Below are 25,036 nucleotides of genomic sequence, written 5' to 3' on the forward strand. Positions count from 1 at the left end.
CCGTCGTCCCTTCGCCCCTCAGTCCGGCACCCTTGCCAGATCGCGACACTATAGGCGCCCTACCGCTCCGGCAACAGGTGGAGAAGGGCTTCTCCGCGTGCGAGTTCCCGGACGCCCGATGTCAGTGCCTCGTCCTACTCTTGGAACACGCGTTCGACAAGGGAGGTGAGGGTCATGGCCACGACGACGACGTCGCCCACCGGCCCCGCCCCGCTCGCTCGCGAGGTGCGCGCTGCGGTGTCGGCCCTTCGCGCCGGTGCTCCCGGGGTCGGCGCAGGCGGGTGGAGCGGGGAGGATCGCGAGGCGGTCGTCGCCGAGCTGGACGCCGCGATCCGGGACCTCACCGTCTACCGCGGTCAGGTCCTTCTCGCCCACAGGGAGCACGGACGCTGGGGCTCCGTGCAGGACCGGGACTTCGCCGACTACCGTTCCCGCTCCACCGGCGCCGGCCGCGGCGCGGCCGTCGGGGACCTCAGGCTCGCCGAGGGCCTCGAGGCGATGCCCGCGGTCGCCGAGGCGGTGGAGCGGGGCGAGGTGACCCTGGAGCACGCTCGGGCGCTCACCCGCCTCCGCGAGAAGTCCTCTCCCGAGGTGCAGGGCGCACTGGCCGACGGCGGCCTCGACACCCTCCTCGAGCGTGCCACCCGCCGTGGGCTCACCGCGCCCGAGCTGGGCAAGGAGGCCAAGGCGTGGGCCGCCAGGGTGGACGCCGACGCCGCGCAGGCCGAGTTCGACGCCGTCCGCCGCCGCCGCTCCCTCACCCTGCGGAGTCACGCCGGCGGGGTGGCCGGGGAGTTCTTCCTCGACCCGGTGGCCGGTGACGAGCTGCGCATCGCGCTGGAGGCCGTCGCCGGGCGGCCGGCGGCCGACGACGACCGCACCCGCGAGCAACGGATGGCGGACGCCCTGTCGGCCATGGCGAGCCGCACCCTGCAGGTCGGGTCGGACCTGGGCGGCGCACAGGTGCGCCCCCATCTGGCCGTGATCGTCCGGGAGGAGACGTGGGTGGGCATCCTGGCACGCCGCCGCCGCTTCGCGTCATGTCCAGACGGGTCGCGTCCGCCATGGCCCGACGTGCCGCCGGGGCAGCTCGAGGACGGCACCGTCGTCCCGCTCGGGGAGCTGGAGCGGCTCATGTGCGACAGCGAGCTGACCCGCATGGTCATGGACGCCGCCGGGGTGCCGCTCGACGTCGGACGCACGCAGCGCACCTACAGCAAGGAGCTCCGGCGGGCGATCACCACCCGCGACCGCCACTGCATGTGGCCCGGCTGCCGGCGTCGCGCGTCCTGGTCCGAGGTCCACCACATCACCTGGTTCTCCCGCGGCGGCAGCACCAGCCTCGCCGAGGGCATCACGCTCTGCAGCTACCACCACCACCGCGTCCACGAGTATGACGTCGTCATCACGACGCTCCCCGACGGTGTCGACTTCCACCACCGCGACGGCCGCCACATCGGCACCTCCGCCCGAGGGGATCCCGGGCCCCTGCTGCCTGGGACTTCGGCAGCGGAGCCGCCCGGTGCTCCACAGCACGCCGACGTGAACGCCGGTCCACCGGGAGGACGGCCCGCCGACGTGAGGACGACGTCGCCGCCCCCGGCGGTCAAGGGCGGTGGAGCCGTGGCCTCGATCCGCGGGGCACCGCCGCCTCGCCCACACTCCCCCGCCGTGGCGCAGCCCCTGTGGGACGCGGACCTGCCGCGCTGAGCCGAGAGGACCGCGCGCAGCCTCTGCCGCCGTGGCAGCCAGGGTGCGCGAGCCGGTGGCGTGCGCTCAGCCGCGGCGCCAGCAGGCGGTGTGCCAGTGGCGGCGGTCCTCGAGGCCGGGGCCGAGGAGCGACTCGGTCGGCCACGCGACGACATGTGCGACGCCCGGCGGGATGAGCTGGTTGCAGCCCGGGCAGCGGTAGGACTTCTCCCCGCCGCGCACGGTGCGGACCGTGTACGTCACCCCGCCCGGGCCGGTCTCGCTGCGGACGACGCCGCCGAGACGCTCCGGGTCGAGGGGGACGTGGGCGTCCCCGTAGGGGCGCTTGCGTCCGCGTCGCGCGCGGGCCATCAGCCCTCCAGCGGGGGCAGCGCCGCGGCCTCCTCCACGCCGGGCAGCCGCCCGGTGCGGATGAGCTCGCGGTACCACAGCGCGGAGTCCTTGGGCGTGCGCCGCTGGGAGTCGAGGTCGACGTGGACGATGCCGAAACGCTTGCTGTACCCGTAGGCCCACTCGAAGTTGTCGACGAAGGACCACGCGAGGTACCCGCGCAGGTCCACCCCCGCCTCCCTGGCGCGCAGGACGGCGGCGACGTGGTCGTGGAGGTAGGCGACGCGGGCGGTGTCGTGGACGCGGCCGTCCACCGGCACGTCGCCGTCGAAGGCCGCACCGTTCTCGGTGACCATGAGCGGCTGGTCGGGGTAGGCGTTGTCGAGCGCGAGGAGCAGCTCCTCCAGGGCCTCGGGCCGGATGTTCCAGCCCATGGCCGTGTGCGGCGGGTCGACCGGGAGGAGCTCGACGGCGTCCTCCGTCCCCACCCACGGCGAGGCGGCCGCCGCGCCGTGGCCGTCGGCCCGCGGGGCGGTGCCCGCGCCGTGGTGCCGGCGCACGAGCTGGGTGGAGTAGTAGTTGACGCCCAGGACGTCCAGCCGCTGGCGCGTGACGGTGAGGTCGCCGGGACGGACGAAGGACCAGTCCGTGACGTGAGCGGTGTCGCGCAGCAGCTGCGTGGGGTAGCTGCCGTCCATGAGCGGCCCGAGGAAGACGTGGTTGCCGACCGCGTCGACCTGCGCGACCGCCTCGAGGTCCGGCCCAGACTCTGGGTCGGCGGGGTGGGTGACGTGGAGGTTGAGGGAGATCGACACGGGGGTGTCCTCCCCGAGCTCCTCGCGGATGGCCAGTGTGGCCAGGCCGTGGGCGAGGTTGAGGTGGTGCGCCGCGGCGAGGGCGGCAGCCGGCTCGGTGCGGCCCGGCGCGTGGACGCCGGAGGCGTAGCCGAGGAAGGCGGTGCACCACGGCTCGTTGAGTGTGGTCCACAGCGCGACGCGGTCGCCCAGCTCGCGGGCCATGAGGCGGGCGTACTCGGCGAAGGCGTGGGCGGTCTCGCGGCTGGGCCAGCCCCCGGCGTTCTCGAGCTCCTGCGGCAGGTCCCAGTGGTAGAGCGTGACGACGGGCGCGATGCCCCGGGCGCGCAGCTCGTCGAGGAGGTCGCGGTAGAAGGCGACACCCTCGGGGTTGAGCGGGCCGCGGCCGCCGGGCTGGACCCGCGGCCACGAGATCGACAGGCGGTAGGCCTGCACCCCCAGCCGCGACATGAGCGCGACGTCCTCGCGCCACCGGTGGTAGTGGTCGACCGCGACGTCGCCCGTGTCACCACCGAGCACGCGGCCGGGCGTGTGCGAGAACGTGTCCCAGATGGACGGCCCGCGCCCACCCTCCCGGGCCGCGCCCTCGACCTGGTAGGCGGCGGTCGCCACGCCCCAGCGGAAGTCCTCCCACATCACAGCTCCACCCCTCCCTTGACGACCCGCACCGGGCGTAGGTCCGTATCGGTCACGACGACGTCGGCCCGCCGGCCCGCCTCGAGCACCCCCACGCCGTCGTCCCCGAGGACGGCGGCGGGCGTTGTCGCGGCCGCGTACACGGCGTCGACGAGGTCGACGCCCCCGGCGACGGAGGTGCGGACGACGTCGATGAGGTGCGCGGTGCCCCCCGCGATGGACCCGCCTTCGGTCAGCCGCGCCACGCCGTCGGCGACGGTGACGGCGAGGGAACCAAGCTGGTAGTCGCCGTCGGGCATGCCGGCAGCGGCCATCGCGTCGGTGACGAGCGCGACGTTCTCACGGCCGGCGATCTCCATGAAGCTGCGCACGAGCGCCGGGTCCAGGTGGGTGCCGTCGGCGATGAGCTCGATGACGAGACGACCGTCCGCGGCGGCGGCGAGGAACTCGGGGATGGGCCCCGGGGCGCGGTGGTGCATCGGATTCATCCCGTTGCACAGGTGCGTGACCGTGGGGCGCGCCGAGCGGGCGGCGGGCTCGTCGGCGAGCATCCGACCGGCCTCGACGACGGCGGCGCGCGCCTGCGGCGCCGTGGCGACCGTGTGCCCGAAGGAGGGCAGCGCCCCGCCCGACGCGAGCGAGCGCGTGACGCCCTCCTCCCCCGTGACGCCCGGGGCCTCGGGGGCGAGGGTCATCGTCACGACGTGGCCCCGGCCGAGCTCGAGGAGCTCGCGGGTGAGCGCGGGGTCGGGCTGCTGGATCGCGGCCGGGTTCTGCGCGCCGCAGCGGTCGGCGGAGATGAACGGGCCCTCGTAGTGGATGCCGGCGATCTCCCCCGCCTCCGCGAGCTCGACGAGGACGCCGGTGCGCTGGCGCAGGACCTGCGGGGCCGCCGTGACGAGGGAGGCGACGAGGGAGGTGGTGCCGTGGCGCAGGTGCTCGGCGACGGCGACGCGTGCGGTCTCGACGTCCTCGGCGTCCGGGAAGCTCGCGCCGCCACCGCCGTGGCAGTGGAGGTCGACGAGGCCGGGCAGGACGTAGCCGGCGACGGGCGTCGCGGCGTCGACCACCTCGCGCAGCTCGCCGGGCGCCTCGCGGGCGTCCCCGACCCAGGTGAGGCGCTCGCCCTCCCACACGACGGCGCCGTCCTCGAGGACGGCGGTGGGGGTGACGACACGTCCGCGGACCAAACGCGGGGAGACGGTGCTCATCCCCCCATCATGCCAACCGTGACCCAGGACCCCCCACCCCGCCGACAGCGCACCTACCGCCGACAGCGCACTTACCGTCGACAGCGCACTTACCGTCGACGCTCAGGCCCACACCCGGCGGCGGACCTCGAAGGACAGACCGAGCATCTCCATCACCGTGCCCTCGACGAGTGGCCGCCGCCCGAAGACGTCCTCCTTGGTCGTCACGGCCACGCGCCAACCGAAACGGTCCCTGATCTCCGCCCGGCGTGCGTCGTCACGTGCCCGCTGCTCCGCCGTCTTGAGGTGGTGCGCCACGCCGTCGTACTCGATACCGACCTGCTCCTTGAGGTACCCCATGTCGATGCGGAAGATCTCCCGGCCGTCGGCGTCGCAGAGGCTGACCTGGACCTGCGGCCGCGGCAGGCCTGCCTCGACGACACGGAGGCGGCTCCAGGACTCCCCCATCGACTCGGTCCGCGGTTCACACAGGTCGATGACCTCACGCGCCCTGCGGATGAACCGGTGACCGCGCAGCGGACGCGCCGCTTCCTCCAGCCCGGCGACTGTCACGAGGCCTTCGTGCGCCATGGCGTCGACCGCGTCCAGGCCGAGGAAGCGGGGGCGGTAGCGCGCCAGGTCCAGCGCTGTGCGGACCGCTGACGTGCACGCGACGCCACCGACGTCCACGACGTCGTCCTCGGGGAGGTCGCTGACGTAGGCGTTGAGGTCTGGCCGACGTGGACGGGTGGCACCGAGCGGGACCAGGCACTCAAGCAGTGGGACGACCTCCCAGCGACTCGGGGGTCTGACGTCGATGCCCATGAGCCACGCCGCCGACTCACGGGCCAACGCGGCACCTCTTGGCAGGACGAGCGCGATCGCGGCTGCCCGCGCTGCTGGGTCGGCCGCCAGTCGCGCTGGCAGGTAGACACCGCGGCTCGGCCGCACCAGCTCGCCTGCTTCGCACAAGGACCGGAGTGCCTTGTCGGGAATCCCGAGAGCCGCGGCCGTGCGGGAGGTGAAGGGCGTGTCGTCAGGGACTGATGAGGCCATGAACAACCGTGGCGCCCCTGGCGCTGACCGGGCCGCCCGCGCGTGCACGCTTGTGGAGACACCCGCATCAGCGTGGCGTGTGGAGCAACCTCACGTGGCCGCTGCGCGCGCGTCGAACGAGAGCCGCGCTGTCGGCGGTAACTGCGCTATCGGCGGCAAGTGCGCTCTCGGCGGCAAGTGCGCTCTCGGCGGCAAGTGCGCTCTCGGCGGCAAGTGTGCTCTGGGCGGTAAGTGCGCTGTCGGCGGGAGGGGGTCAGAAGAGACGGGTGTCGGGGTCGTCGAGGCCGCGCATGGCGTTGTAGTCGAGGACGAGGCACCGGATGCCGCGGTCCTCGGCGAGGACCCGCGCCTGGGGCTTGATCTCCTGAGCCGCGAAGACGCCCTGGACGGGCGTGAGGTGGGGGTCGCGGTTGAGCAGCTCGAGGTACCGGGTCAGCTGCTCGACGCCGTCGATCTCGCCGCGGCGCTTGATCTCGACCGCCACCGCCCGCTCCTGCGAGTCGCGCGCGAGGATGTCGACCGGACCGATCGCCGTCGGGAACTCCCGGCGGACGAGCCGGTGACCGGGGCCGAGCAGATCGATCTGCTCGGCGAGCAGCTGCTGGAGGTGGGCCTCGACGCCGTCCTTGACCAGGCCGGGGTCGACGCCCAGGTCGTAGGTGCCGTCGTGGAGGACCTCGTGGATCTTGACCACGAGCCGGTCGTCGGTCTTCGCGTTCTGGACCGTCCAGACCTCCTGGGCACCGGCCGCGGCGTCGTCGGCGTCGGGCTGCCCGACCTCGAGCCGGCACGGCGGGCTCATCCAGTTGAGCGGCTTGTAGGACCCGCCGTCGGAGTGCACGAGGACCGAGCCGTCCGCCTTGACCATGAGGAGGCGGGTGGCCAGCGCGAGGTGGGCGTCGAGGCGCCCGGTGTAGTCCACCGAGCAGCGGGCGATGACGGTGCGCACGATCGGTTACCTCCGGGACGACGTCGCGAGTAACAAGTCAGCTGTCGGCGCTGGAAGGGGCGGGGCGGGGCGGGGGCGGGGGCGGGGGCGGGGCGGGTCAGGCGGCGCCGCGGTCGACGGGCGGGCTGGACTCGAGCCAGCTCGTCAGGCCCGCCAGCGCATCACCCTCCAGCGCGAGGTAGAAGCAGTCACGGCCGACGCGGCACTCGACCTCCACCGCGCCCCACGCGCTGCCGGGCAGCACGCGGCGACCCGGCTCGATGACGAGCTCGCTGCGCCGCCACCGCGCCGCCGGACCCGGCCGCAGCGAGAGCATCCGGAACCAGTCGATCCGCTCCACCCCGTACACGGCCACGCCGCTCGACCAGTCCTGCGACTCGGGGGCGCGCCACGCGCACGAGAACGAGCCGACCACCCGCCCCAGCGCCCGCAGACGCACGAGCATCCACAGCCCGACCAGCAGCGCGAGCACGGCGAGCAGGACGAGCAGCCACAGCAGCCACGTCCAGCCCACAGCGGCCGCTCCTAGTGCTCGACGGCGGCTTCGGCGTTGTCCGCGCGCCGCTCGTCCTGCTCGTCGACGACGATCATGACGTCGTCGTCGTCGAACGACACGAACCCACCCTGGATGTCCACCGACTCCGAGGCGCCCCCCGACTGGCTGATGGTGACCTTGCCCGGCCGCAGCACGGCAAGCACCGGCTGGCGGCCGGGCAGGATGCCCAGCACGCCGTCCGCGGCGGGGACGCTGACCGAGGCCGCGTCCCCGCTCCACAGGGTCCGGTCAGGACCCACGATCTGCACCGTGAGGGCCACCGATCAGGACTCCTTCTGGATCTTCGACCAGTTGCGCTCGAGGTCCTCGATGCCACCGATGTTGAAGAACGCCTGCTCAGGGATCTCGTCGTACTCACCGTCGGCGATCCGGCGGAAGGCCTCGACCGTCTCGGAGACCGGCACGGTCGAACCCTCGACACCGGTGAACTTCACCGCGGTGTAGGTGTTCTGCGAGAGGAACTGCTCGATGCGGCGCGCACGCGCGACGGTGATCTTGTCCTCCTCGGAGAGCTCGTCGACACCGAGGATCGCGATGATGTCCTGCAGCTCCTTGTTCTTCTGGAGGATGGACTTCACGCGGGTGGCGACCTCGTAGTGCTGCTGGCCCACGAACTGCGGGTCGAGGATCCGCGAGGTCGAGGTGAGCGGGTCCACGGCGGGGTAGAGACCGCGCGAGGCGATGTCTCGCGAGAGCTCGGTCGTGGCGTCCAGGTGGGCGAAGGTCGTCGCCGGCGCCGGGTCGGTGTAGTCGTCGGCGGGGACGTAGATCGCCTGCAGCGAGGTGATCGAGTGGCCGCGCGTGGAGGTGATGCGCTCCTGGAGGATGCCCATCTCGTCCGCGAGGTTCGGCTGGTAGCCCACGGCGGAGGGCATACGCCCCAGCAGCGTGGAGACCTCGGAACCGGCCTGCGTGAAGCGGAAGATGTTGTCGATGAAGAGCAGCACCTCCTGCTGCTGGACGTCGCGGAAGTACTCCGCCATCGTCAGCGCGGAGAGGGCCACGCGCAGACGCGTGCCCGGCGGCTCGTCCATCTGGCCGAAGACCAGGGCGGTCTTGTCGAAGACGCCGGCCTCCTCCATCTCCATGATGAGGTCGTTGCCCTCACGGGTGCGCTCACCGACACCGGCGAACACCGACACACCACCGTGGTCCTGCGCCACGCGCTGGATCATCTCCTGGATGAGGACCGTCTTGCCGACGCCCGCACCACCGAAGAGACCGATCTTCCCGCCCTGCACGTACGGGGTGAGGAGGTCGATGACCTTGATGCCCGTCTCGAACATCGTGGTCTTCGACTCGAGCTGGTCGAAGCTCGGGGGCTTGCGGTGGATGGGCCAGCGCTCGGTGACCTCGAGCGTCTCGCCCTCCTTGAGGTTGAGCGGCTCGCCCGTCACGGAGAAGACGTGGCCCTTGGTGACGTCGCCGACGGGCACGGTGATCGGGCTGCCGGTGTCGCGCACCTCCATGCCGCGGACCAGGCCGTCGGTCGGCTTGAGGGCGACCGCGCGGATGAGGTTGTCACCGAGGTGCTGGTTGACCTCGAAGGTCATCTCCAGCGTGCCCTCGCCCTGGCCGATGGTGGACTTGTCCACCGACGCGACGAGCGCGTTGTAGATCGAGGGGATCTCGTCGGGGGCGAACTCGACGTCGATCGTCGGTCCGGTGACCCGGGCGATCCGGCCGACGCCGGGCGCGGCCTGCTCGGTGCGGGACTCGGTCGTGGCAGTCATTGTCAGTTTCCTTCGGTGCGGGCGGCAGTGGACTGGGTACGCACGTTCAGCTCGCTGCCAGTGCGTCGGCTCCCGAGACGATCTCGGTGAGCTCCTGAGTGATCTCGGCCTGTCGTGCCGAGTTCGCCAGCCGCGTGTACGTGGCGATGAGGTCCTCGGCGTTCTCGACGGCGGTGTGCATGGCCCGCTGCCGGCTCGCCAGCTCGGAGGCGGCCGCCTGCAGGAGGGCGTTGTAGATGCGGCTGCGCACGTACAGCGGGAGCAGCTGGTCGAGGACGGCGTCCGCGGACGGCTCGAACTCGTACAGCGGCAGCGGCTTGGCGCCGGCCTCGGCCACGCCCTCGACGACCTCGAGCGGCAGCATCCGTCGCACGAAGGGCTCCTGGCTGACCATGGAGACGAACTTCGTGAACACGATGTGCAGCTCGCTCACGCCGCCGGCGCCGGCCGGGGCGAGGAAGGCCTCGAGGAGCGTCTCGGAGATCTCGCGGGCGAGCTGGGCGTCCGGCTTGTCCGACTGCCCCTCCCAGCTCTTGACGATCCGCTGGCCGCGGAAGGTGAAGTAGCCGATGCCACGACGCCCGACGACGTAGAGGTCGATCTCCTTGCCCTCGGCCGTGAGCCGCTCGGTGAGCTGCTCGGCGGCGCGCAGGACGCTGGCGGTGTAGGAGCCGGCCATGCCGCGGTCGGCGGCCAGGACGAGCACCGCGACCCGGTTCGTGTCGTGACGCTCGCGCAGGATCGGGTGACCGACGTGCGCGTGCGCCGCGACCGCCGACGTCGCGCGGGTGAGCGCGACGGCGTACGGGCTGGCCTTGGTGGCCTGGTCACGGGCGCGACCGATCCGCGAGGCGGCGATGAGCTCCATCGCGCGGAACATCTTCTTCAGCGTCTGCGTGGAGCGGATCCGCTGCTTGTAGACGCGCTGCTGGGCCCCCACGCTCAGCCCCGCTTCTCGGCGACGATCTGCTCCTGCTCGGTCTCGACCAGCGGGTCGGCCTCGGGGGCGGCCGGCTCGGAGGACAGCGTGCCGTCCCCGGCGAGGAAGCCCTTGCGGAAGTCCTCGATGCCGGCGCGCATCGCGTCCTCGGTCTCCTTCTCGAGCTTGCCGGTGGTGGCGAGCGTCTGGAGGACCTCGGTGGAGCGGCGGAGGTGGTCGAGCATCTCCTTCTCGAAGCGGCGGACCTGGCTGGTCTCGACGTCGTCGAGGTAGCCGTTGGTGCCGGCCCAGATCGAGGCGATCTGGTCCTCGACCGGGTAGGGCGAGTACTGGGGCTGCTTGAGCAGCTCCATGAGCTTCTCACCGCGGGTCAGCTGCTGACGCGTGGTCGGGTCGAGGTCCGAGGCGAACATCGCGAAGGCCGCCATGGAGCGGTACTGCGCGAGGGTGATCTTCAGCGTGCCGGAGACCTTCTTCATCGCCTTGACCTGGGCGTCACCACCGACTCGGGACACCGAGATGCCGACGTCGACGGCGGGTCGCTGGTCGGAGTTGAAGAGGTCCGACTGGAGGAAGATCTGGCCGTCGGTGATCGAGATGACGTTGGTCGGGATGTACGCCGAGACGTCGTTGGCCTTGGTCTCGATGATCGGCAGGCCGGTCATCGAGCCCGCGCCCAGCTCGTCGGAGAGCTTCGCGCAGCGCTCGAGCAGACGGGAGTGCAGGTAGAAGACGTCACCCGGGTAGGCCTCGCGGCCCGGCGGGCGGCGCAGCAGCAGCGACACGGCGCGGTAGGCCTCGGCCTGCTTGGACAGGTCGTCGAAGACGATGAGGACGTGCTTGCCCTGGTACATCCAGTGCTGGCCGATGGCCGAGCCGGTGTAGGGGGCGATGTACTTGAAGCCGGCCGGGTCGGAGGCGGGCGCCGCGACGATCGTCGTGTACTCCAGGGCGCCGGCCGCCTCGAGGCGACCGCGCACGGAGGCGATGGTCGAGCCCTTCTGGCCGATGGCGACGTAGATGCAGCGGACCTGCTTGTCCGGGTCGCCGCTGTCCCAGTTCGCCTTCTGGTTGAGGATCGTGTCCACGGCGATGGCGGTCTTGCCGGTGCCACGGTCGCCGATGATGAGCTGACGCTGGCCGCGACCGATGGGGATCATCGAGTCGATGGCCTTCATGCCGGTCTGGAGCGGCTCGTGGACGCTCTTGCGGTGCATGACGCCGGGCGCCTGGAGCTCCAGGGCGCGCATCGCCTCGGCCTCGATCGGGCCGAGCCCGTCGATCGGCTTGCCCGTCGGGTCGACGACGCGGCCCAGGAAGTTGTCACCCACGGGGGTGGAGAGCACCTCGCCCGTGCGGTGCACGGCCTGGCCCTCCTCGATCCCGGTGAACTCACCGAGCACGATGACGCCGATCTCCCGGACGTCGAGGTTGAGGGCGAGGCCCAGGGTGCCGTCCTCGAAGCGGAGCAGCTCGTTCGCCATCGTGCCGGGCAGACCCTCGACACGCGCGATGCCGTCACCGGCGACGGTGACGCGCCCGACCTCCTCCCCCACGGCCTCGGTCGGCTGGTAGGAGTCGACGAAGCTGTCCAGCGCCGCCCTGATCTCCTCGGGCTTGATCGTCAGCTCGGCCATTGCGGTTCCTTCTCCTTGGCGACTGTGGTCGCGGTTCGTCAAGTGGTGCGGGGTGTGGGTCAGCCGGCAAAGCGGCGTCGGGCGTCCTGCAGGCGGGTGAGCGTGGTGCCGTCGATGACCTCGGAGCCCACCTGGATGCGCATCCCGCCCAGGACCTGCGGGTCGATGCCCACGTTGACCTGGACGGCGCTGCCGTAGGCGCGCTGGAGGATCTCGGCGAGCCGGGCCTCCTGCGCCTGGGTGAGCGGCGAGGCCGCCGTCACGTTCGCCACGACCCGGTCGCGCCGGGCGGCGGCGAGCTCACCCACGCGCCGCAGCGCGCTGGCGAGCGAGCCGGCGCGCGGGGTGGTGACGAGACGCCGCACGATGAGGCGGGTCTCGGCACTGGCGCGGTCGGCGATGAGGGAGTCGATCAGCGCGACCCGTCGCTCGGCAGCGATGTCGCGGTTGGCGAGAGCCGCCCGCAGCTCCCGGTCGGAGGCGAGCAGCCGCTCGGTGCGGAAGAGCTCCTCCTCGACCTCGAGCAGCGCGCCGCGCGACTGCGCGGAGGCCAGCACCGAGGCGGTGCCGAGCTCCTCGACGGCCGCGCCGAGGTCCTCGTCCGCGGACCACCGCGAGCGGGACATGCCGGCGAGCAGGTCGACCACCTCGGGCGCGACCTTGCCGTCGAACAGGGAGGCGACGAGCCGGGCCTTGGCGTCACCGGTGCGAGCCGGGTCCGTCAGCGCCCGCCGCAGCGACCCGGAGGACGCCAGCGTGTCGGTCACCTCGAAGAGCTGGGAGCCGAGCTCACGCCCGCGCTCGCCCGCCTCGCGGAGGGCGACCTCCCACCGCTCGCTCGCCGCACGCAGTGCGGCCTGGCTGCTCGCTCGCATCACGCCTCCGTCGCTCCGCCGACCTTCTCCCCGCCGGGGACAAGCTCGGTCTGGGCGTCGAGCTCGTCGAGGAAGCGGTCGATGACACGCTGACGACGCTGCTCGTCGGCCAGGGACTCACCGACGATGCGCTCGGCGAGGGTGGTCGCCAGCGCGCCGATGTCGGTGCGCAGGGACGCGGCGGCCTGCTGACGCTCCGCCTCGATCTGCCGGTGGGCGCTCTCGACGATCCGCTCGGCGTCGGTGCGGGCCTGGGCCCGGACGTCCGCCGCGATGACCTTTGCGTCCTCCTGCGCCTGCTCACGGACCCGGGCCGCCTCGACCCGCGCCTCGGTGAGCTCACGCTCGATCTCCGAGCGCAGCTCCTCGGCCTCGGCCCGCGCGTTCTCGCCGGCCTTGAGGCCACCCTCGATCTTCTCGGTGCGCTCGTCGAGGATGCGCGTGAAGACCGGCAGGATGAGCTTGACGAAGAAGAAGGCGATGACCGCGATGCAGAGCGCGGACCAGATGATGTCGTAGTCCGCCGGGATGAGGGGGTTCTGTCCCCCCTCTTCCGCCGCTCGGACCAGCGCCGTGGACAGCATCAGAACACGAAGCCCGCGGCGAAGCCGATCAGGCCGAGCGCCTCGACGAGGGCGGCACCGATGAACATGTTGACGCGGAGGGGGCCGGCAACCTCGGGCTGACGGGCCGTGGCCTCCTGGGTCTTGGCGACGAGAAGTCCCAGACCGATACCGGGGCCGATCGTGGCGAGGCCGTAACCGATGGTGGCGATGTCACCAGTGATTTCCACGGGGTGTTCCTTCCGTTGTTGTCCCAGGCCCATGCCCGGCACGTTGGGGTGATGACCCGGTCCTCGTGGCCCGGGTCGTCGGTCAGGTCAGTGCGCTTCCTCGGACAGCTGGATGTACACAGCGGTGAGGAGCGTGAAGATGAAGGCCTGGAGCGCCGCGATGAAGATCTCGAAGATCGTGAACGCGAAGCCCGCCGCGAGGGTGACCGACCCGAGGATCTTCAGGCCGCCGGCGGCCTCGAAGAACAGGAAGTGGGTGGCCCCGAAGCAGAGCACGAGCAGGAGGTGGCCGACGAGCATGTTCGCGAGGAGACGGATCGTCAGCGTGATCGGCCGCAGGATGAACGTCGAGAGGAACTCGATCGGCGTGAGGATGACGTAGAGGAACTTCGGCACCCCGGGCGGGAAGAGCGAGGACTTGAGGAAGCCGCCCGCCCCCTGGGACCGCACGCCGGCGACGATGAAGCCGACGTAGGCGATGACCGCGAAGACGAGGGGCACGCCGATGACCGAGGAGCCCGCGATGTTGAGCAGCGGGATGACACCCGTGATGTTCATGGCGAAGACGCCGAAGAAGATCACGGTGAGCAGCGCCGTGGCGCGCCTCCCGCTCTCCTTGCCGAGGACCTCCTCGGCGATGTTGACCCGGACGAAGTCGAGGGCCATCTCGATCGCGCCCTGGAAACGGCCCGGTACGAGCCGGGCGCGACGGGCGGCGAGCCAGAAGACGGTGACGATGAGCAGCGTGGCGACGACGCGCACGAGCATGATCCGGTTGAACTCGAAGGGCGTGCCCTCGAAGAGGAACGCGCCGGGGAAGAACTCGCCCTGCAGCGTCGGGGCGTGAAAGCCCTCGCCCTCACCGGCGGCGCTCGTGACGCCCACGGCCAGGGGGAGGAGAGTCGCGGCGGCAGACAGGGCGGACCCCCAAGAGTCGGTCGGGATTGCGGTGAAGGACCGCGTTGTCAGGATCGGGTCAAGCCTAACGTATGCGTGGGACCGCCCAGCACGGCGCACGGTCGCCGACCGGGCGTGCGGACCGTGGTCCCCGGCTGCCGACGACGGCGCCGCCCGGGTGCCGTCGCACCGTGCGCCCGGTCACCGTGCAGGTCACGCGCGGTCCGCCCCGACGTCGCCACGGTTTGCGCCGGCCGGCGGCGGGTGCGCGGAGCGTACTCCTACGCCGCTCGGCCGCGCTCGGCCGGCCCTCGACGTGAGCAAGGCCACAGCGTCAACCTCTCAGACTCCGTCGCCCTCACGGGCCGAGGGGTCGACGTTGGGCACCCGGGCCCTGAGCGCCGCGGACATCTCGATCGCCACGGAGCCGAGGATCGCGAGCACGAGGGTGGCGAAGAAGACCACCGGGTCGTAGAAGTCGCGCCCCCGCACGAGGAGGAGGACGACGAAGACGACGACGACCTTCGCGAGCCAGCTCCCCACGAGGGCCGCGCTGGCCACGTACAGGGGCCGGTCGGCCGTCGCGACCATGACGACCGCCGTCGTCAGCGTGAAGAAGGCGACCATGGCGGTGCCGAGCACCCCGCCCCACAGGCCCGGCATGTCCGCCACGAGGTAGCCGACGACGCAGCTGCCGACTCCGAGCACCGCCAGGAGCAGGGCCATCTGGCGCAGCACGGTGCGGAACATCGTGCGCAGGGGGGACGGGGACGGGGAGGTCATGCGGACTCCTTCGCGTGGCGGGAACGGCGCAGCCCGGGGAGCTTGCCGACGGTGACGAGCAGGGCGACGACCACGGCGACGCCGGTGCCGACGAGCACCGTGCGGCCGTCGAGGACGACGAGCGCGGCGGCGCTGAACGAGAAGACGGTGGTCCACAGGTACATGACCAGGACCGCCCGGCGGTGGCTGTGCCCCCACGCGAGCAGGCGGTGGTGCAGGTGCATGCGGTCGGCCTTGAAGGGCGACTCCCCCGCCCGTAGCCGCCGCGTGACGGCGAGCGTCATGTCGAGCAGCGGCAGCAGGAGGACGGCGACCGGCAGGAGGATCGGGACGAAGGCGGGCAGCACCTGGCCGGCGGTGGAGGTGGCCGGGTCGATCTGGCCGGTCACGGTGATCGCCGCGGCCGCGACGGTGAGGCCGAGGAACATCGAGCCGGAGTCGCCCATGAAGATGCGCGCCGGGTGGAAGTTGTGCGGCAGGAACCCCAGGCACGTGCCGACGACGGCGGCGATCACCACCGTCGCGAGGTTGGAGTAGTCCCCGGGGGAGTCGGTGCGGGTGAGGAGGTAGGTGTAGCCGAAGAAGGCCAGTCCCCCGATCGCCATCATCCCGGCGGCCAGACCGTCCAGGCCGTCGACGAAGTTCACGGCGTTCATCGCGACGACGACGACGAGGATGGTCGCGACGAGGGACAGCCGCGCGGAACCGATGGTGAGCCCGAAGACCGGGAAGGTGATGAGCTGGACGCCCTGCCACGCGATGAGGCCGGCGGCGAGGACCTGCCCCGCGAGCTTCGTCATCCAGTCCAGGTCCCAGACGTCGTCGGCAACGCCGAGCAGGCACACGAGCGCCGCGCCACCGAGGATGGCCCACGGCTGCCCCGACTCGAAGACGCCGTCGAGGAAGGGGACGCGGGAGCCGAGGAGCAGCGCGACGGCGAAGCCGGCGAGCATCGCCAGCCCGCCCAGCCGGGGGGTGGGCACCGTGTGCACGTCGCGCGCGCGGACCGGGGTCAGCGCGTTCGTCAGCCGGGCCAGCCGGAGCGCCACCGGGGTGGCGATGAAGGTGACGACGGCCGCGACGAGCATCACGAGCAGGTAGACCCTCACGGCCCGACGGCACCGTCCTTCGCGCCGTCCTCGGCGGAGGCGGGCCGCTCGACGTCGGTGATCTCGGGGACGACGGCGGTGAGCTCGTCCAGGCTCAGCGCCCCGGCCCGCACGACCCGCAGCGTGGGGCCGGTCGCGTCGATGATCGTCGAGGCCACTCCCCCGCGGGAGGGTCCGCCGTCGAGGTAGACCTCGACGGTGTCCCCGAGCGCGGTGGCCGCCTCGAGGACGGTGGTGGCGGCGGGGCGGCCGTGCCGGTTGGCGCTGGAGACGGCCAGCGGGCCGGTCCGGGTGAGCAAGGCCAGGGCGACCTCGTCGTCGGGCATGCGCAGGGCCACGGTCCCGCCGGTGTCGCCGAGGTCCCACGCGAGGGTCGGCTGGGCGCGGCAGATGACGGTGAGCGGGCCCGGCCAGAAGGTCTCGAGAAGGGTGTGGACGGCGGCGGGCACGTCGGTGGCCAGGCCGGCGACCGTGGCCGGGGCGGGGACGAGGACGGGCGGCGGGCTCTGGCGCCCGCGACCCTTGGCGGCGAGGAGGGCAGCGACGGCGGCGGGGTCGAAGGCAGCGGCGCCGATGCCGTACACGGTGTCGGTCGGCAGAACCACGAGTCCACCGGCGGACAGGGCGGTGGCCGCGGCGTCGATGCCCTCGTCGCGGCTCTCGGGCTGGGTGCAGTCGTACACGCTCACGTACCGGATCCTCCCACGGGCACCGGCGGGCGGATGACATCCTCACGGGCCATGACCCACCTCCGGCGCGCCGTCCTCGCCCTCGCGCTCCTCCTCCATTTCGCGGCGCTGTACGTCCCGCGGGTCCCGGGCGACGGTCCGGACCTGTTCCCGGGGGCGGACAAGGTCGCCCACGTCGGCATCTTCGCGCTCGTCGTCGCCGCGGCGCTGTGGGCGGGGCTGCCGGCGCGGTGGGTGGTGCCGCTCGCGCTCGTCCACGCGGTGGTGAGCGAGGCGGTGCAGCACGTCCTGCTGCCGGGACGCTCGGGCGACCCGTGGGACGCCCTGGCGGACGTCGTCGGCGTGGCGCTCGGGTGGGCCGCGGCAGCGCTGGTCACCCGCGCCGGGCGACGACCATCCGGTCCCGGCCGGTGAGGTCCCGCACGGTGCGGACGTCGCTGAACGCGCCGGTCTGCACGCAGGCCGCACGGGCGGCGGCGGCCTGGACCTCCGCGTGCTCCATCACCACGGTCCCGCCGGGGCGCAGCAGCCGCGCCGCGGTGAGCAGGACGGCGCGCGGGACGTCGAGTCCGTCGGTCCCGCCGCCGTAGAGGGCGAGGTCGGGGTCGTGGTCGCGGACCTCGGGGTCGTGGGGAACGGCGTCCGGCGGCACGTACGGCGGGTTGGAGACGACGACGTCGACCGTGCCGTCCAGCTCGGGCAGCGCCGTCGCGGCGTCGCCGGGGACGAGGGTGACGTGCGGGGCGAGGTCGGCGACGTTGCGGGCGGCGACGGCGAGCGCCTGCGGGCTCAGCTCGACCGCCCAGACGGCGGCCGTGGGCACCTCGGTGGCGACGGCGAGCGCGATCGCCCCCGATCCCGTGCACAGGTCGACGACGCGCGGTGCGGGCAGCTGCCGAGCGGCGGTGATGGCCTCCTCGGCGACCATCTCGGTCTCGGGACGCACGACGAAGGCACCCGGCTCGCTCACGAGGCGCAGGTGACGGAAGAACATCTCCCCGGTGAGGTGCTGGAGCGGCTCGCGGCGCCGTCGCCGGTCGACGAGGGCGGCGAAGTCGGTGAGCTGGTCAGGGCCCGGCCGTTCGGCGGTGACGAGCGGGCCGGCGAGGACGTGCTCGGCCAGGAGCCGCGCGTCGACGTCGGGCGAGGGCACCCCGGCGTCCGCGAGCAGCGCTGCGGCGCCCCGGACGGCCTCCCGCCACGAGACGTCGGCGGGGTCCTCAGGCATGGGCGGCGGCGGCGAGCCGCTCGGCGGCGTCCAGCTCGACGGCGGAGGCGATGACGGCCGCGAGGTCGCCGTCCAGGACGTGGTCGAGGTTGTAGGCCTTGAACCCGGTGCGGTGGTCGGCGATCCGGTTCTCGGGGTAGTTGTACGTGCGGATCCGCTCGGAGCGGTCCACCGTGCGCACCTGGGAGCGGCGCGTGGCGGACGCGGCCGCCGCCGCCTCCTGCTGGCGGGCGGCGAGGAGCCGCGCGCGCAGGACGCGCATCGCCTGCTCGCGGTTCTGCAGCTGGGACTTCTCGTTCTGCATCGACACGACGATCCCGGTGGGGACGTGGGTGATGCGCACGGCGGAGTCGGTCGTGTTGACGCTCTGGCCACCGGGGCCGGAGGAGCGGTAGACGTCGATGCGCAGGTCGTTCTGGTCGATCTCGACCTCGCCCGGGTCGTCCGCCTCCGGCAGCACGAGCACGCCGGCCGCGGAGGTGTGGATGCGGCCCTGCGACTCGGTGACTGGCACCCGCTGGACGCGGTGGACCCCGCCCTCGTACTTGAGGCTGGCCCACACCCCGTCTGACGGGTCGTCGAGGCTGCCGCGCGTCTTCACGGCGACGGCGACGTCCTTGTAGCCGCCGAGGTCGGACTCGGTGGCGCTGATGAGCTGGGTGGACCACCCGCGGCGCTCGGCGTAGCGCAGGTACATGCGCAGGAGGTCGCCGGCGAAGAGCGCGGACTCCTCCCCGCCCTCCCCCGCCTTGATCTCGAGGATGACGTCGCGGCCGTCGTCGGGGTCCTGCGGGACGAGGACGGTGCGCAGGTGCTCGGCGGCGTCGTCGGCGGCCTTGCGCAGCGTCGGCAGCTCGGCGGCGAAGGACTCGTCCACCTCGGCGAGCTCGGCGGCGGCCTCGGCGTCGTCGGTGGCGGTGCGCCAGGCGGTGTAGGCCGACACGACGCGGGTCAGCTCGGCGTAGCGCCGCCCCAGCCGCTTGGCCTTGCCGGCGTCCGCGTGGACGCCCGGGTCCGCCAGCGCCTGCTCGATCTCGGCGTGCTCGGCCAGCATCGGCTCGACAGCCGAGAAGTCCTCACTCACGCTCGCTCCTCTCCGGGCCCACCGATGGCGACGTTCCTGGCATGGGGGTGGGCAGACGACAGCGCCGGTGGGATGCTCCCACCGGCGCTGGACGACTACTACTTGCGCTTGCCGTACCGCTGCTCGAAGCGCGCGACCCGACCACCGGTGTCGAGGATCTTCTGCTTGCCCGTGTAGAACGGGTGGCAGGCGCTGCAGACGTCAGCGTGGATCTCGCCGCTGGTGGCGGTGGAGCGGGTCTCGAACGTGTTCCCACAGGTACACGTCACCGTGGTGGTGACGTACTCGGGGTGGATGCCCTGCTTCATGTGTGTCTCCTTGGTGTGCTTCGCTCCCGGGTCGGCCCGCGCGGTACGTGCCGTGAACCGGAAGTCGACGTTCCATCGTGCCAGAACGCCGCGGCGTGCGGATATCTTCCCACGGCCCGAGGGCCGGTGGCATCAGTCGTTGCCCATCCCGGGTGTGGTCTTCTGCACGGTGAGCAGGAACTCGGCGTTCGAGCTCGTCCCGCGCATCTTGCCGAGGAGCAGCTCGACGGCCTGCTGCTGGTCGAGGCCGCTCATGACGCGCCGCAGCTTCCACACGATCCGCAGCTCCTCGGGCGACAGGAGCAGCTCCTCGCGGCGGGTGCCGGACGCGTTGACGTCCACCGCCGGGAAGATCCTCTTGTCGGCGAGGGAACGCGACAGCCGCAGCTCCATGTTCCCCGTGCCCTTGAACTCCTCGAAGATCACCTCGTCCATCTTCGAGCCGGTCTCCACGAGCGCGGAGGCGACGATGGTGAGCGAGCCGCCGTCCTCGATGTTGCGGGCCGCGCCGAAGAAGCGCTTGGGCGGGTAGAGCGCCGAGGCGTCCACGCCGCCGGACAGGATCCGGCCCGAGGCGGGTGCGGCGAGGTTGTAGGCACGCGACAGGCGGGTGATCGAGTCGAGGAGCACGACGACGTCCTGCCCCAGCTCGACGAGACGCTTGGCGCGCTCGATGGCGAGCTCGGCGACGATCGTGTGGTCCGAGGCCGGCCGGTCGAAGGTCGAGGCGATGACCTCACCCTTGACCGTGCGCTGCATGTCGGTGACCTCTTCGGGCCGCTCGTCCACGAGCACCACCATGAGGTGGACCTCAGGGTTGTTCGTCGTGATCGCGTTCGCCATCTGCTGCATGACGATCGTCTTGCCGGCCTTGGGCGGGGCGACGATGAGGCCGCGCTGGCCCTTGCCGATGGGGGCGACGAGGTCGACGATCCGCCCCGTCATCGCCGAGGAGACCGTCTCCAGGCGCAGCGGCTCCTGGGGGTAGAGCGGCGTCAGCTTGGAGAACTCCGGGCGCTGGCGTGCACGGTCGGCCGGCGTGCCGTTGACGGAGTCCAGGCGCACGAGAGCGTTGAACTTCTGGCGCTGCTGCTCGTCCTGCGGCTGGCGCACGGCGCCGGTGACGGCGTCGCCCCTGCGCAGGCCGTGCTTCTTCACCTGGTTGAGCGAGACGTAGACGTCGTTGGGCCCGGGCAGGTAGCCGCTCGTGCGGACGAAGGCGTAGTTGTCGAGGATGTCGAGGATGCCCGCGACGGGGAGCAGGACGTCGTCCTCGGTGACCTCGAGCTCGTCGAAGCCGGGGAGGTCTCCCCCGCCGGGCCGGCGCTTGCGGTTGCGGTCCCGGTTGCGGCGGCGGTTGCGTCCGGTGCGGTCGGTCTCCGGCTCGGCGCGGCGCTGCTCGCTGCGGCGTGCGTCCTCGCGGCGGTCCTCGGCCTCGTCACGCGGGGCCGGCAGCTCGATCGCCTCGAGGGCCTTGACGGCACGCTCCCGGTCGACCGGCTCACGCTGCTGGCGGGCGGCCGGCTGCTCGGGCTGCTGCTCCGCCTGCGCACGCTCGCGCCGCTCGGCCTGGGAGCGCTCACGCTGCTCGCCCTGCCCACGGTCACGCTGCTCCGCACGGTCCCGCTGCTCGGCACGTTCACGGCGGGGCGGGCGCTGCCGCTCGCCGCCGTCCTCGGTCACGGCGGGCTGCTCGGCCGCCTGGCTGCCTGCACGCGGCTGGCCGGCCTCGGCGGAGGCGCGGCGGCTGCGTCCACGACGCGGCGCCGGACCGTCGCTGGGGGCGGCGTCGGTGGAGGCCGGTGCGTCGGTGGAGGCGGCGTCGGTGGAGGCCGGCCCGTCGGAGGAGGCCCGCCCGTTGGTGGAGGCCCGCCCGTCGGAGGAGGCCGGCGCGTCGGAGGAGGCTGCGGAGGCGGCGGGCGCCTCGCTGGCGGAGCCGGCGGGCGCCGTGCGGGACGCGGCGGCGCCGGCGCCGCTCGAGCTCCCGCGGGCGTCGCGGATGGCGGCGACGAGGTCGCTCTTGCGCATCCGGGTGGTGCCCTTGAGCCCCATGCCGGCGGCGAGCGACTGGAGCTCGGCCAGCTTCATGGTGCTCAGCGAGCCACCGCCGGCGCGGGCCGCGGTAGCGTCAAGCTGTTCTGTCACGAGGTTCCTTCCCTCGGAATTGGCCCCATGACCTGAGGCCGGGCGAGCCCGGACGACGTCCGGGGGTGATGACTCCGCACGACCATGACCGCAGACCGCGGCAGAAGATCGGGGGAGGAGTGCCGCGGCCCGGTGGCTGGACACCCGCGTGGGGTCGCAGCGCGAGGGCGCCGAGGCGCGTCAAGTGTAGCAGCCGCGGCCCGCGGGAGCACCGAGGGGACGGCGCGGCGCCGTCAGGCGGTGACGAGCCGGGCGCCGCGCGTGACCGCGGGGGTGAGGACCCGCCAGCCGTGCCGCGTGAACGCGGCGACGTGGGCGTCCTCCGCCCGGGTGAGCGTGAGGACGCTCGGCCCCGCCCCGGAGACGACGGCGGGCAACCCGAGCTCGCGCAACGTGTCGATGACGCGCAGCGACTCCTCCATGACCACCGCGCGCTGGCGCTGGTGCAGACGGTCCTCGGTGGCGGGCACGAGGAGGTCGGGACGCTCGGCGAGCGCGAGGACCAGCAGCGCGGCCCGGCCGGCGTTGAAGGCACCGTCCTCGTGGGGCACCTGCCGCGGCAGCACGGAGCGGGCGGTTCCGGTGAGCAGCTCTCCCGGGGGCACGAGCACGGTGGGGCGCACGTGCTCCCCCACCCTCAGCCGGGCGGCGCGCGGGCGCCCGTCCTGGGACCACGCGACGGTCGCGCCGCCGAGGATCGCGGGGGCCGCGTTGTCCGGGTGGCCCTCGAACTCGGTGGCGAGCGCGAGGATCGTGTCGTCGTCGAGCGCCTCGGGGTCCGCGACGAGCCCGCGGGCGGCGACGAGTCCGCCGACGACGGCGGCCGCCGAGGAGCCCAGCCCGCGCCCGTGCGGGATGCGGTTGTGGCAGCGCAGCTCGAGCCCGGCCTGCGGGGCACCGGCGTGGTCGAGCGCCGCGCGGATGGCACGGACGACGAGGTGGTTCTCCCCTTCCGGCAGCGACCCGGCGCCGCTGCCGGTGACGGTGACCTGGGTGAGGCCCGTCGTCGCGCGCACGGCGATGTCGTCGACGACGTCGATCGCCAGTCCCAGTGCGTCGAAGCCGGGTCCGAGGTTGGCGCTGGTGGCGGGGACCTGCACCCGCACCGTGTCGTGCGCGAGCCGGCCCATCGTCACGCGAGCCCGAGGGCCGCCGCCGTGGCCGCGGCCTGCGGCGCGACGACCTCCGGGTCGATGTCCGCGTTGCCGAGGGCGGTGGCGGTGTCCTTGAGCCCGTTGCCGGTCACCGTGCACACGATCGTCGCGCCGGCCGGCACGAGGCCACGCTCGGCGGCCTGGAGCAGCCCGGCGACGCTCGCCGCGGACGCCGGCTCGACGAAGACGCCGACCTCGCGGGCGAGCAGCGCCTGCGCGTCGAGGATCTGGGCGTCGCTCACGGCGTCGATCCAGCCGCCGGACTCGTCACGCGCGGCCTCCGCCAGCGTCCAGGAGGCCGGGTTGCCGATGCGGATCGCCGTCGCGACGGTCTCGGGGTGCTCCACGGGCGCGCCCTTGACGAAGGGTGCGGCGCCCTCGGCCTGCACGCCCCACATCTGCGGGGTGCGGGTCGCCCGGGCCGGCAGGCCGGGGGCGTCCGTGGCGTACTCGCGGTAGCCCATCCAGTAGGCGGAGATGTTGCCGGCGTTGCCGACCGGCAGGACGTGGATGTCCGGCGCGTCACCGAGGGCGTCGACGACCTCGAAGGCCGCCGTCTTCTGGCCCTGCAGGCGGAAGGGGTTGACGGAGTTGACGAGCGCCACCGGGTAGTCCTCGGCCAGCGAGCGGACGATGGTGAGGCAGTCGTCGAAGTTGCCGTCCACAGCCACGAGCTCGGCGCCGTGGACGATCGCCTGGGCGAGCTTGCCGGCGGCAATCTTCCCGGCGGGCAGCACGACGGCGCAGCGCAGCCCGGCGCGCACGGCGTAGGCGGCGGCGGAGGCGGAGGTGTTCCCGGTGGAGGCGCACACGACCATCTCGGTGTCCGTCGCCGCGACCTTCGACATCGCCATCGTCATGCCACGGTCCTTGAAGGAGCCGGTGGGGTTGGCGCCCTCGACCTTGACGTGCACCTGCGCGCCGACGCGCTCGCTGAGCACGGGCGCGGCGACGAGCGGCGTCCCGCCCTCGCCGAGGGTGACGACGGGGTCACCGGGCTCGATCGGCAGCCGGTCGGCGTACTCGGTGATCACGCCTTGCCACTGGTGCGCCATCAGACGTCCTCCACCCTGGTCACGGCCAGCACGCGCTTGACCGACGGAATACGGGCGACGGCGTCGGCCGTCGCTGCCAGCGCAGCCTCGCTGGCCCGGTGCGTGACGACGACGAGCACGGCGGCGCCGTCGGCGGCGTGCACCTGCTCCTGCGTCACGGTCATGATCGACAGGCCCTTCTCCCCGAAGGTGCCGGCGATCTCGGCGAGCACGCCCGGCACGTCGGCGACCTCGAGGCGCAGCTGGAACTGCGTCGTCACCTCGTCCCCGCCCAGCAGCGGCAGCTCGGCGTAGCGGGACTCGGCCGGGCCACGCCCGCCGGAGACACGGTTGCGCCCGGCCGCGACGACGTCGCCGAGCACCGCGGACGCGGTCGGCGCCCCGCCGGCGCCCTGGCCGTAGAACATGAGCCGGCCGGCGGCCTCGGTGTCGACGACGACGGCGTTGTAGGCGCCGTGCACCGCGGCCAGCGGGTGCTCGAGGGGCAGGAGGGCGGGGTGGACCCGCACGGAGATGCCGTCCCCGTCCGCGGTCGTGCGCCGCTCGGCGATGGCGAGCAGCTTGATGACGTGGTGGCCGCGGGTGGCGGCCTCGACGTCGGCGGCGGTGACGTAGCGGATTCCCTCGACGGGGACGTCGTCGATGCTCACCCGGGTGTGGAAGGCCAGGGAGGCGAGGATGGCGATCTTCGCGGCGGCGTCGTGGCCGTCGATGTCCGCGGTGGGGTCGGCCTCCGCGTAGCCCAGCGCCTGGGCGTCGGCGAGCGCCTCGCCGAAGCCGACACCGCGGGAGGTCATCTCGTCGAGGATGAAGTTCGTCGTGCCGTTGACGATGCCGACGACGCGCCGTACGTGGTCCCCCGCGAAGGACTCCCGCACCCCGCGCACGACGGGGACGGCGCCGGCGACGGCGGCCTCGAAGTAGAGGTCGACGCCCCGCTCCTCGGCGGCCTCGTAGAGCTCGGGGCCGTGGGCGGCGAGGAGGGCCTTGTTCGCGGTGACGACGCCGGCGCCGGCCTCGATCGCCTCGAGGACGAGGCTGCGGGCAGGCTCGATGCCGCCCATGAGCTCGATGACGAGGTCAGCGTCGCGGACGAGGCCGGAGGCGTCCGTGGTGAGCAGCCGGGTGTCGACGACGTCGGCCCGGGGCACGGTGGTGTCCCGCACCGCGATGCCCACGACCTCGAGCCGGGCACCGGTCCGCGCGGTGAGGTCGCCCGCCTGCTCGGTGAGCAGCCGTACCACCTCGGTCCCGACGGTCCCGCACCCGAGCACGGCGACGCGCAGCGCCCGCTCACTCATCAACTACTCCTATCGTCCTGCCGGCGCGGCCAGGATACGGGCGGCGCCGAGGGCGCCCGTCAC

The 25,036-nt window shown here is 72.9% G+C and carries 26 protein-coding genes and 1 pseudogene; 2 read left to right on the forward strand and 25 right to left on the reverse strand.

From position 1 onward, the window contains the following. Nucleotides 1-174 precede the first annotated feature (174 nt). The gene (locus DSZ44_RS06190) at nt 175-1,710 is read left to right on the forward strand and encodes an HNH endonuclease signature motif containing protein (protein WP_110851745.1); all 1,536 of its coding nucleotides are present in this window, start codon (nt 175-177) and stop codon (nt 1,708-1,710) included. A 66-nt stretch (nt 1,711-1,776) separates the two neighbouring features. Here the strand turns inward: DSZ44_RS06190 and DSZ44_RS06195 are convergent, their stop codons facing one another. From DSZ44_RS06195 to DSZ44_RS06275, 18 genes and pseudogenes are all read right to left on the reverse strand, one after another. Further along, nucleotides 1,777-2,061, reverse strand: coding sequence for an Rv1322 family protein (locus DSZ44_RS06195; protein ID WP_110851746.1), 285 nt, complete (start codon nt 2,059-2,061; stop codon nt 1,777-1,779). Continuing rightward, nucleotides 2,061-3,491, reverse strand: a complete 1,431-nt coding sequence (locus DSZ44_RS06200; protein ID WP_110851747.1) for a GH1 family beta-glucosidase — start codon at nt 3,489-3,491, stop codon at nt 2,061-2,063. The genes DSZ44_RS06195 and DSZ44_RS06200 overlap by 1 nt, the downstream gene beginning before the upstream one ends. Further along, nucleotides 3,491-4,702 carry an N-acetylglucosamine-6-phosphate deacetylase gene (locus DSZ44_RS06205; protein WP_110851748.1) on the reverse strand — a complete coding sequence of 404 codons (1,212 nt, stop codon included), beginning with the start codon at nt 4,700-4,702 and terminating at the stop codon, nt 3,491-3,493. The genes DSZ44_RS06200 and DSZ44_RS06205 overlap by 1 nt, the downstream gene beginning before the upstream one ends. A 102-nt stretch (nt 4,703-4,804) precedes the next feature. Next, nucleotides 4,805-5,533: a type IV toxin-antitoxin system AbiEi family antitoxin gene (locus DSZ44_RS06210; protein ID WP_258369265.1), complete on the reverse strand. Its 729-nt coding sequence runs from the start codon at nt 5,531-5,533 to the stop codon at nt 4,805-4,807. A gap of 81 nt (nt 5,534-5,614) precedes the next feature. Continuing rightward, nucleotides 5,615-5,737 (reverse strand): annotated as a pseudogene (locus DSZ44_RS19005) (type IV toxin-antitoxin system AbiEi family antitoxin domain-containing protein); the annotation flags it as partial. A 253-nt stretch (nt 5,738-5,990) separates the two neighbouring features. Further along, nucleotides 5,991-6,686 carry an endonuclease NucS gene (gene nucS, locus DSZ44_RS06215; RefSeq protein ID WP_110851750.1) on the reverse strand — a complete coding sequence of 232 codons (696 nt, stop codon included), beginning with the start codon at nt 6,684-6,686 and terminating at the stop codon, nt 5,991-5,993. A 97-nt stretch (nt 6,687-6,783) separates the two neighbouring features. Beyond that, a complete protein-coding gene (locus DSZ44_RS06220; RefSeq protein WP_110851751.1) occupies nt 6,784-7,200 on the reverse strand; it encodes a DUF2550 domain-containing protein in 417 nt (138 codons plus the stop codon). Between the two features lie 11 nt (nt 7,201-7,211). Further along, nucleotides 7,212-7,502 carry a F0F1 ATP synthase subunit epsilon gene (locus DSZ44_RS06225; RefSeq protein WP_110851752.1) on the reverse strand — a complete coding sequence of 97 codons (291 nt, stop codon included), beginning with the start codon at nt 7,500-7,502 and terminating at the stop codon, nt 7,212-7,214. A gap of 3 nt (nt 7,503-7,505) precedes the next feature. Then, nucleotides 7,506-8,975 (reverse strand): F0F1 ATP synthase subunit beta, encoded by a 1,470-nt coding sequence (gene atpD, locus DSZ44_RS06230; RefSeq protein ID WP_110851753.1) that lies wholly within the window; start codon nt 8,973-8,975, stop codon nt 7,506-7,508. A 46-nt stretch (nt 8,976-9,021) separates the two neighbouring features. Next, complete coding sequence (locus tag DSZ44_RS06235) at nt 9,022-9,915, reverse strand: F0F1 ATP synthase subunit gamma (protein WP_110851754.1); 894 nt, start codon at nt 9,913-9,915, stop codon at nt 9,022-9,024. A gap of 2 nt (nt 9,916-9,917) precedes the next feature. Continuing rightward, nucleotides 9,918-11,552 (reverse strand): F0F1 ATP synthase subunit alpha, encoded by a 1,635-nt coding sequence (gene atpA, locus DSZ44_RS06240; RefSeq protein ID WP_110851755.1) that lies wholly within the window; start codon nt 11,550-11,552, stop codon nt 9,918-9,920. Nucleotides 11,553-11,611: 59 nt separating this feature from the next. Then, on the reverse strand, nt 11,612-12,427 hold the full coding sequence (locus tag DSZ44_RS06245) for a F0F1 ATP synthase subunit delta (RefSeq protein WP_110851756.1): 816 nt from the start codon (nt 12,425-12,427) through the stop codon (nt 11,612-11,614). Further along, a complete protein-coding gene (locus DSZ44_RS06250; protein WP_110851757.1) occupies nt 12,427-13,011 on the reverse strand; it encodes a F0F1 ATP synthase subunit B in 585 nt (194 codons plus the stop codon). Before DSZ44_RS06250 ends, DSZ44_RS06245 begins: the two co-directional genes overlap by 1 nt. Beyond that, nucleotides 13,011-13,214, reverse strand: a complete 204-nt coding sequence (gene atpE / locus DSZ44_RS06255) for an ATP synthase F0 subunit C (RefSeq protein WP_110851925.1) — start codon at nt 13,212-13,214, stop codon at nt 13,011-13,013. Before atpE ends, DSZ44_RS06250 begins: the two co-directional genes overlap by 1 nt. Nucleotides 13,215-13,307: 93 nt before the next feature. Then, nucleotides 13,308-14,111: a F0F1 ATP synthase subunit A gene (gene atpB / locus DSZ44_RS06260; protein WP_373681239.1), complete on the reverse strand. Its 804-nt coding sequence runs from the start codon at nt 14,109-14,111 to the stop codon at nt 13,308-13,310. A 348-nt stretch (nt 14,112-14,459) separates the two neighbouring features. Further along, nucleotides 14,460-14,900: a Cg1360 family ATP-synthase-associated protein gene (locus tag DSZ44_RS06265; RefSeq protein WP_110851758.1), complete on the reverse strand. Its 441-nt coding sequence runs from the start codon at nt 14,898-14,900 to the stop codon at nt 14,460-14,462. After that, complete coding sequence (locus DSZ44_RS06270; RefSeq protein ID WP_110851759.1) at nt 14,897-16,009, reverse strand: MraY family glycosyltransferase; 1,113 nt, start codon at nt 16,007-16,009, stop codon at nt 14,897-14,899. Before DSZ44_RS06270 ends, DSZ44_RS06265 begins: the two co-directional genes overlap by 4 nt. After that, nucleotides 16,006-16,698, reverse strand: a complete 693-nt coding sequence (locus DSZ44_RS06275) for an L-threonylcarbamoyladenylate synthase (protein ID WP_110851760.1) — start codon at nt 16,696-16,698, stop codon at nt 16,006-16,008. The genes DSZ44_RS06270 and DSZ44_RS06275 overlap by 4 nt, the downstream gene beginning before the upstream one ends. Before the next feature lie 51 nt (nt 16,699-16,749). Between DSZ44_RS06275 and DSZ44_RS06280 the strand changes: the two genes are divergently transcribed. Next, nucleotides 16,750-17,112 carry a VanZ family protein gene (locus tag DSZ44_RS06280; RefSeq protein WP_110851761.1) on the forward strand — a complete coding sequence of 121 codons (363 nt, stop codon included), beginning with the start codon at nt 16,750-16,752 and terminating at the stop codon, nt 17,110-17,112. Here DSZ44_RS06280 and prmC read toward each other — a convergent pair. The 7 genes from prmC to DSZ44_RS06315 form a co-directional block, all read right to left on the reverse strand. Further along, entirely contained in the window at nt 17,072-17,926 is an 855-nt protein-coding gene (gene prmC / locus DSZ44_RS06285; protein ID WP_110851762.1) for a peptide chain release factor N(5)-glutamine methyltransferase, read from the reverse strand. The genes DSZ44_RS06280 and prmC overlap by 41 nt on opposite strands. Beyond that, nucleotides 17,919-18,980: a peptide chain release factor 1 gene (gene prfA / locus DSZ44_RS06290; RefSeq protein WP_373681240.1), complete on the reverse strand. Its 1,062-nt coding sequence runs from the start codon at nt 18,978-18,980 to the stop codon at nt 17,919-17,921. The genes prmC and prfA overlap by 8 nt, the downstream gene beginning before the upstream one ends. A gap of 128 nt (nt 18,981-19,108) precedes the next feature. Next, entirely contained in the window at nt 19,109-19,318 is a 210-nt protein-coding gene (gene rpmE, locus DSZ44_RS06295) for a 50S ribosomal protein L31 (RefSeq protein ID WP_110851764.1), read from the reverse strand. Between the two features lie 132 nt (nt 19,319-19,450). After that, complete coding sequence (rho, locus tag DSZ44_RS06300) at nt 19,451-21,406, reverse strand: transcription termination factor Rho (RefSeq protein ID WP_220035123.1); 1,956 nt, start codon at nt 21,404-21,406, stop codon at nt 19,451-19,453. A gap of 290 nt (nt 21,407-21,696) precedes the next feature. Beyond that, nucleotides 21,697-22,593, reverse strand: coding sequence for a homoserine kinase (thrB, locus tag DSZ44_RS06305; RefSeq protein ID WP_110851766.1), 897 nt, complete (start codon nt 22,591-22,593; stop codon nt 21,697-21,699). Between the two features lie 2 nt (nt 22,594-22,595). After that, on the reverse strand, nt 22,596-23,672 hold the full coding sequence (thrC, locus tag DSZ44_RS06310) for a threonine synthase (protein ID WP_110851767.1): 1,077 nt from the start codon (nt 23,670-23,672) through the stop codon (nt 22,596-22,598). After that, nucleotides 23,672-24,973, reverse strand: a complete 1,302-nt coding sequence (locus tag DSZ44_RS06315; protein WP_110851768.1) for a homoserine dehydrogenase — start codon at nt 24,971-24,973, stop codon at nt 23,672-23,674. Before DSZ44_RS06315 ends, thrC begins: the two co-directional genes overlap by 1 nt. Nucleotides 24,974-25,036: the final 63 nt, after the last annotated feature.

This window comes from Georgenia satyanarayanai, from assembly GCF_900116375.1.
Taxonomy (GTDB): Bacteria; Actinomycetota; Actinomycetes; order Actinomycetales; family Actinomycetaceae; genus Oceanitalea; species Oceanitalea nanhaiensis.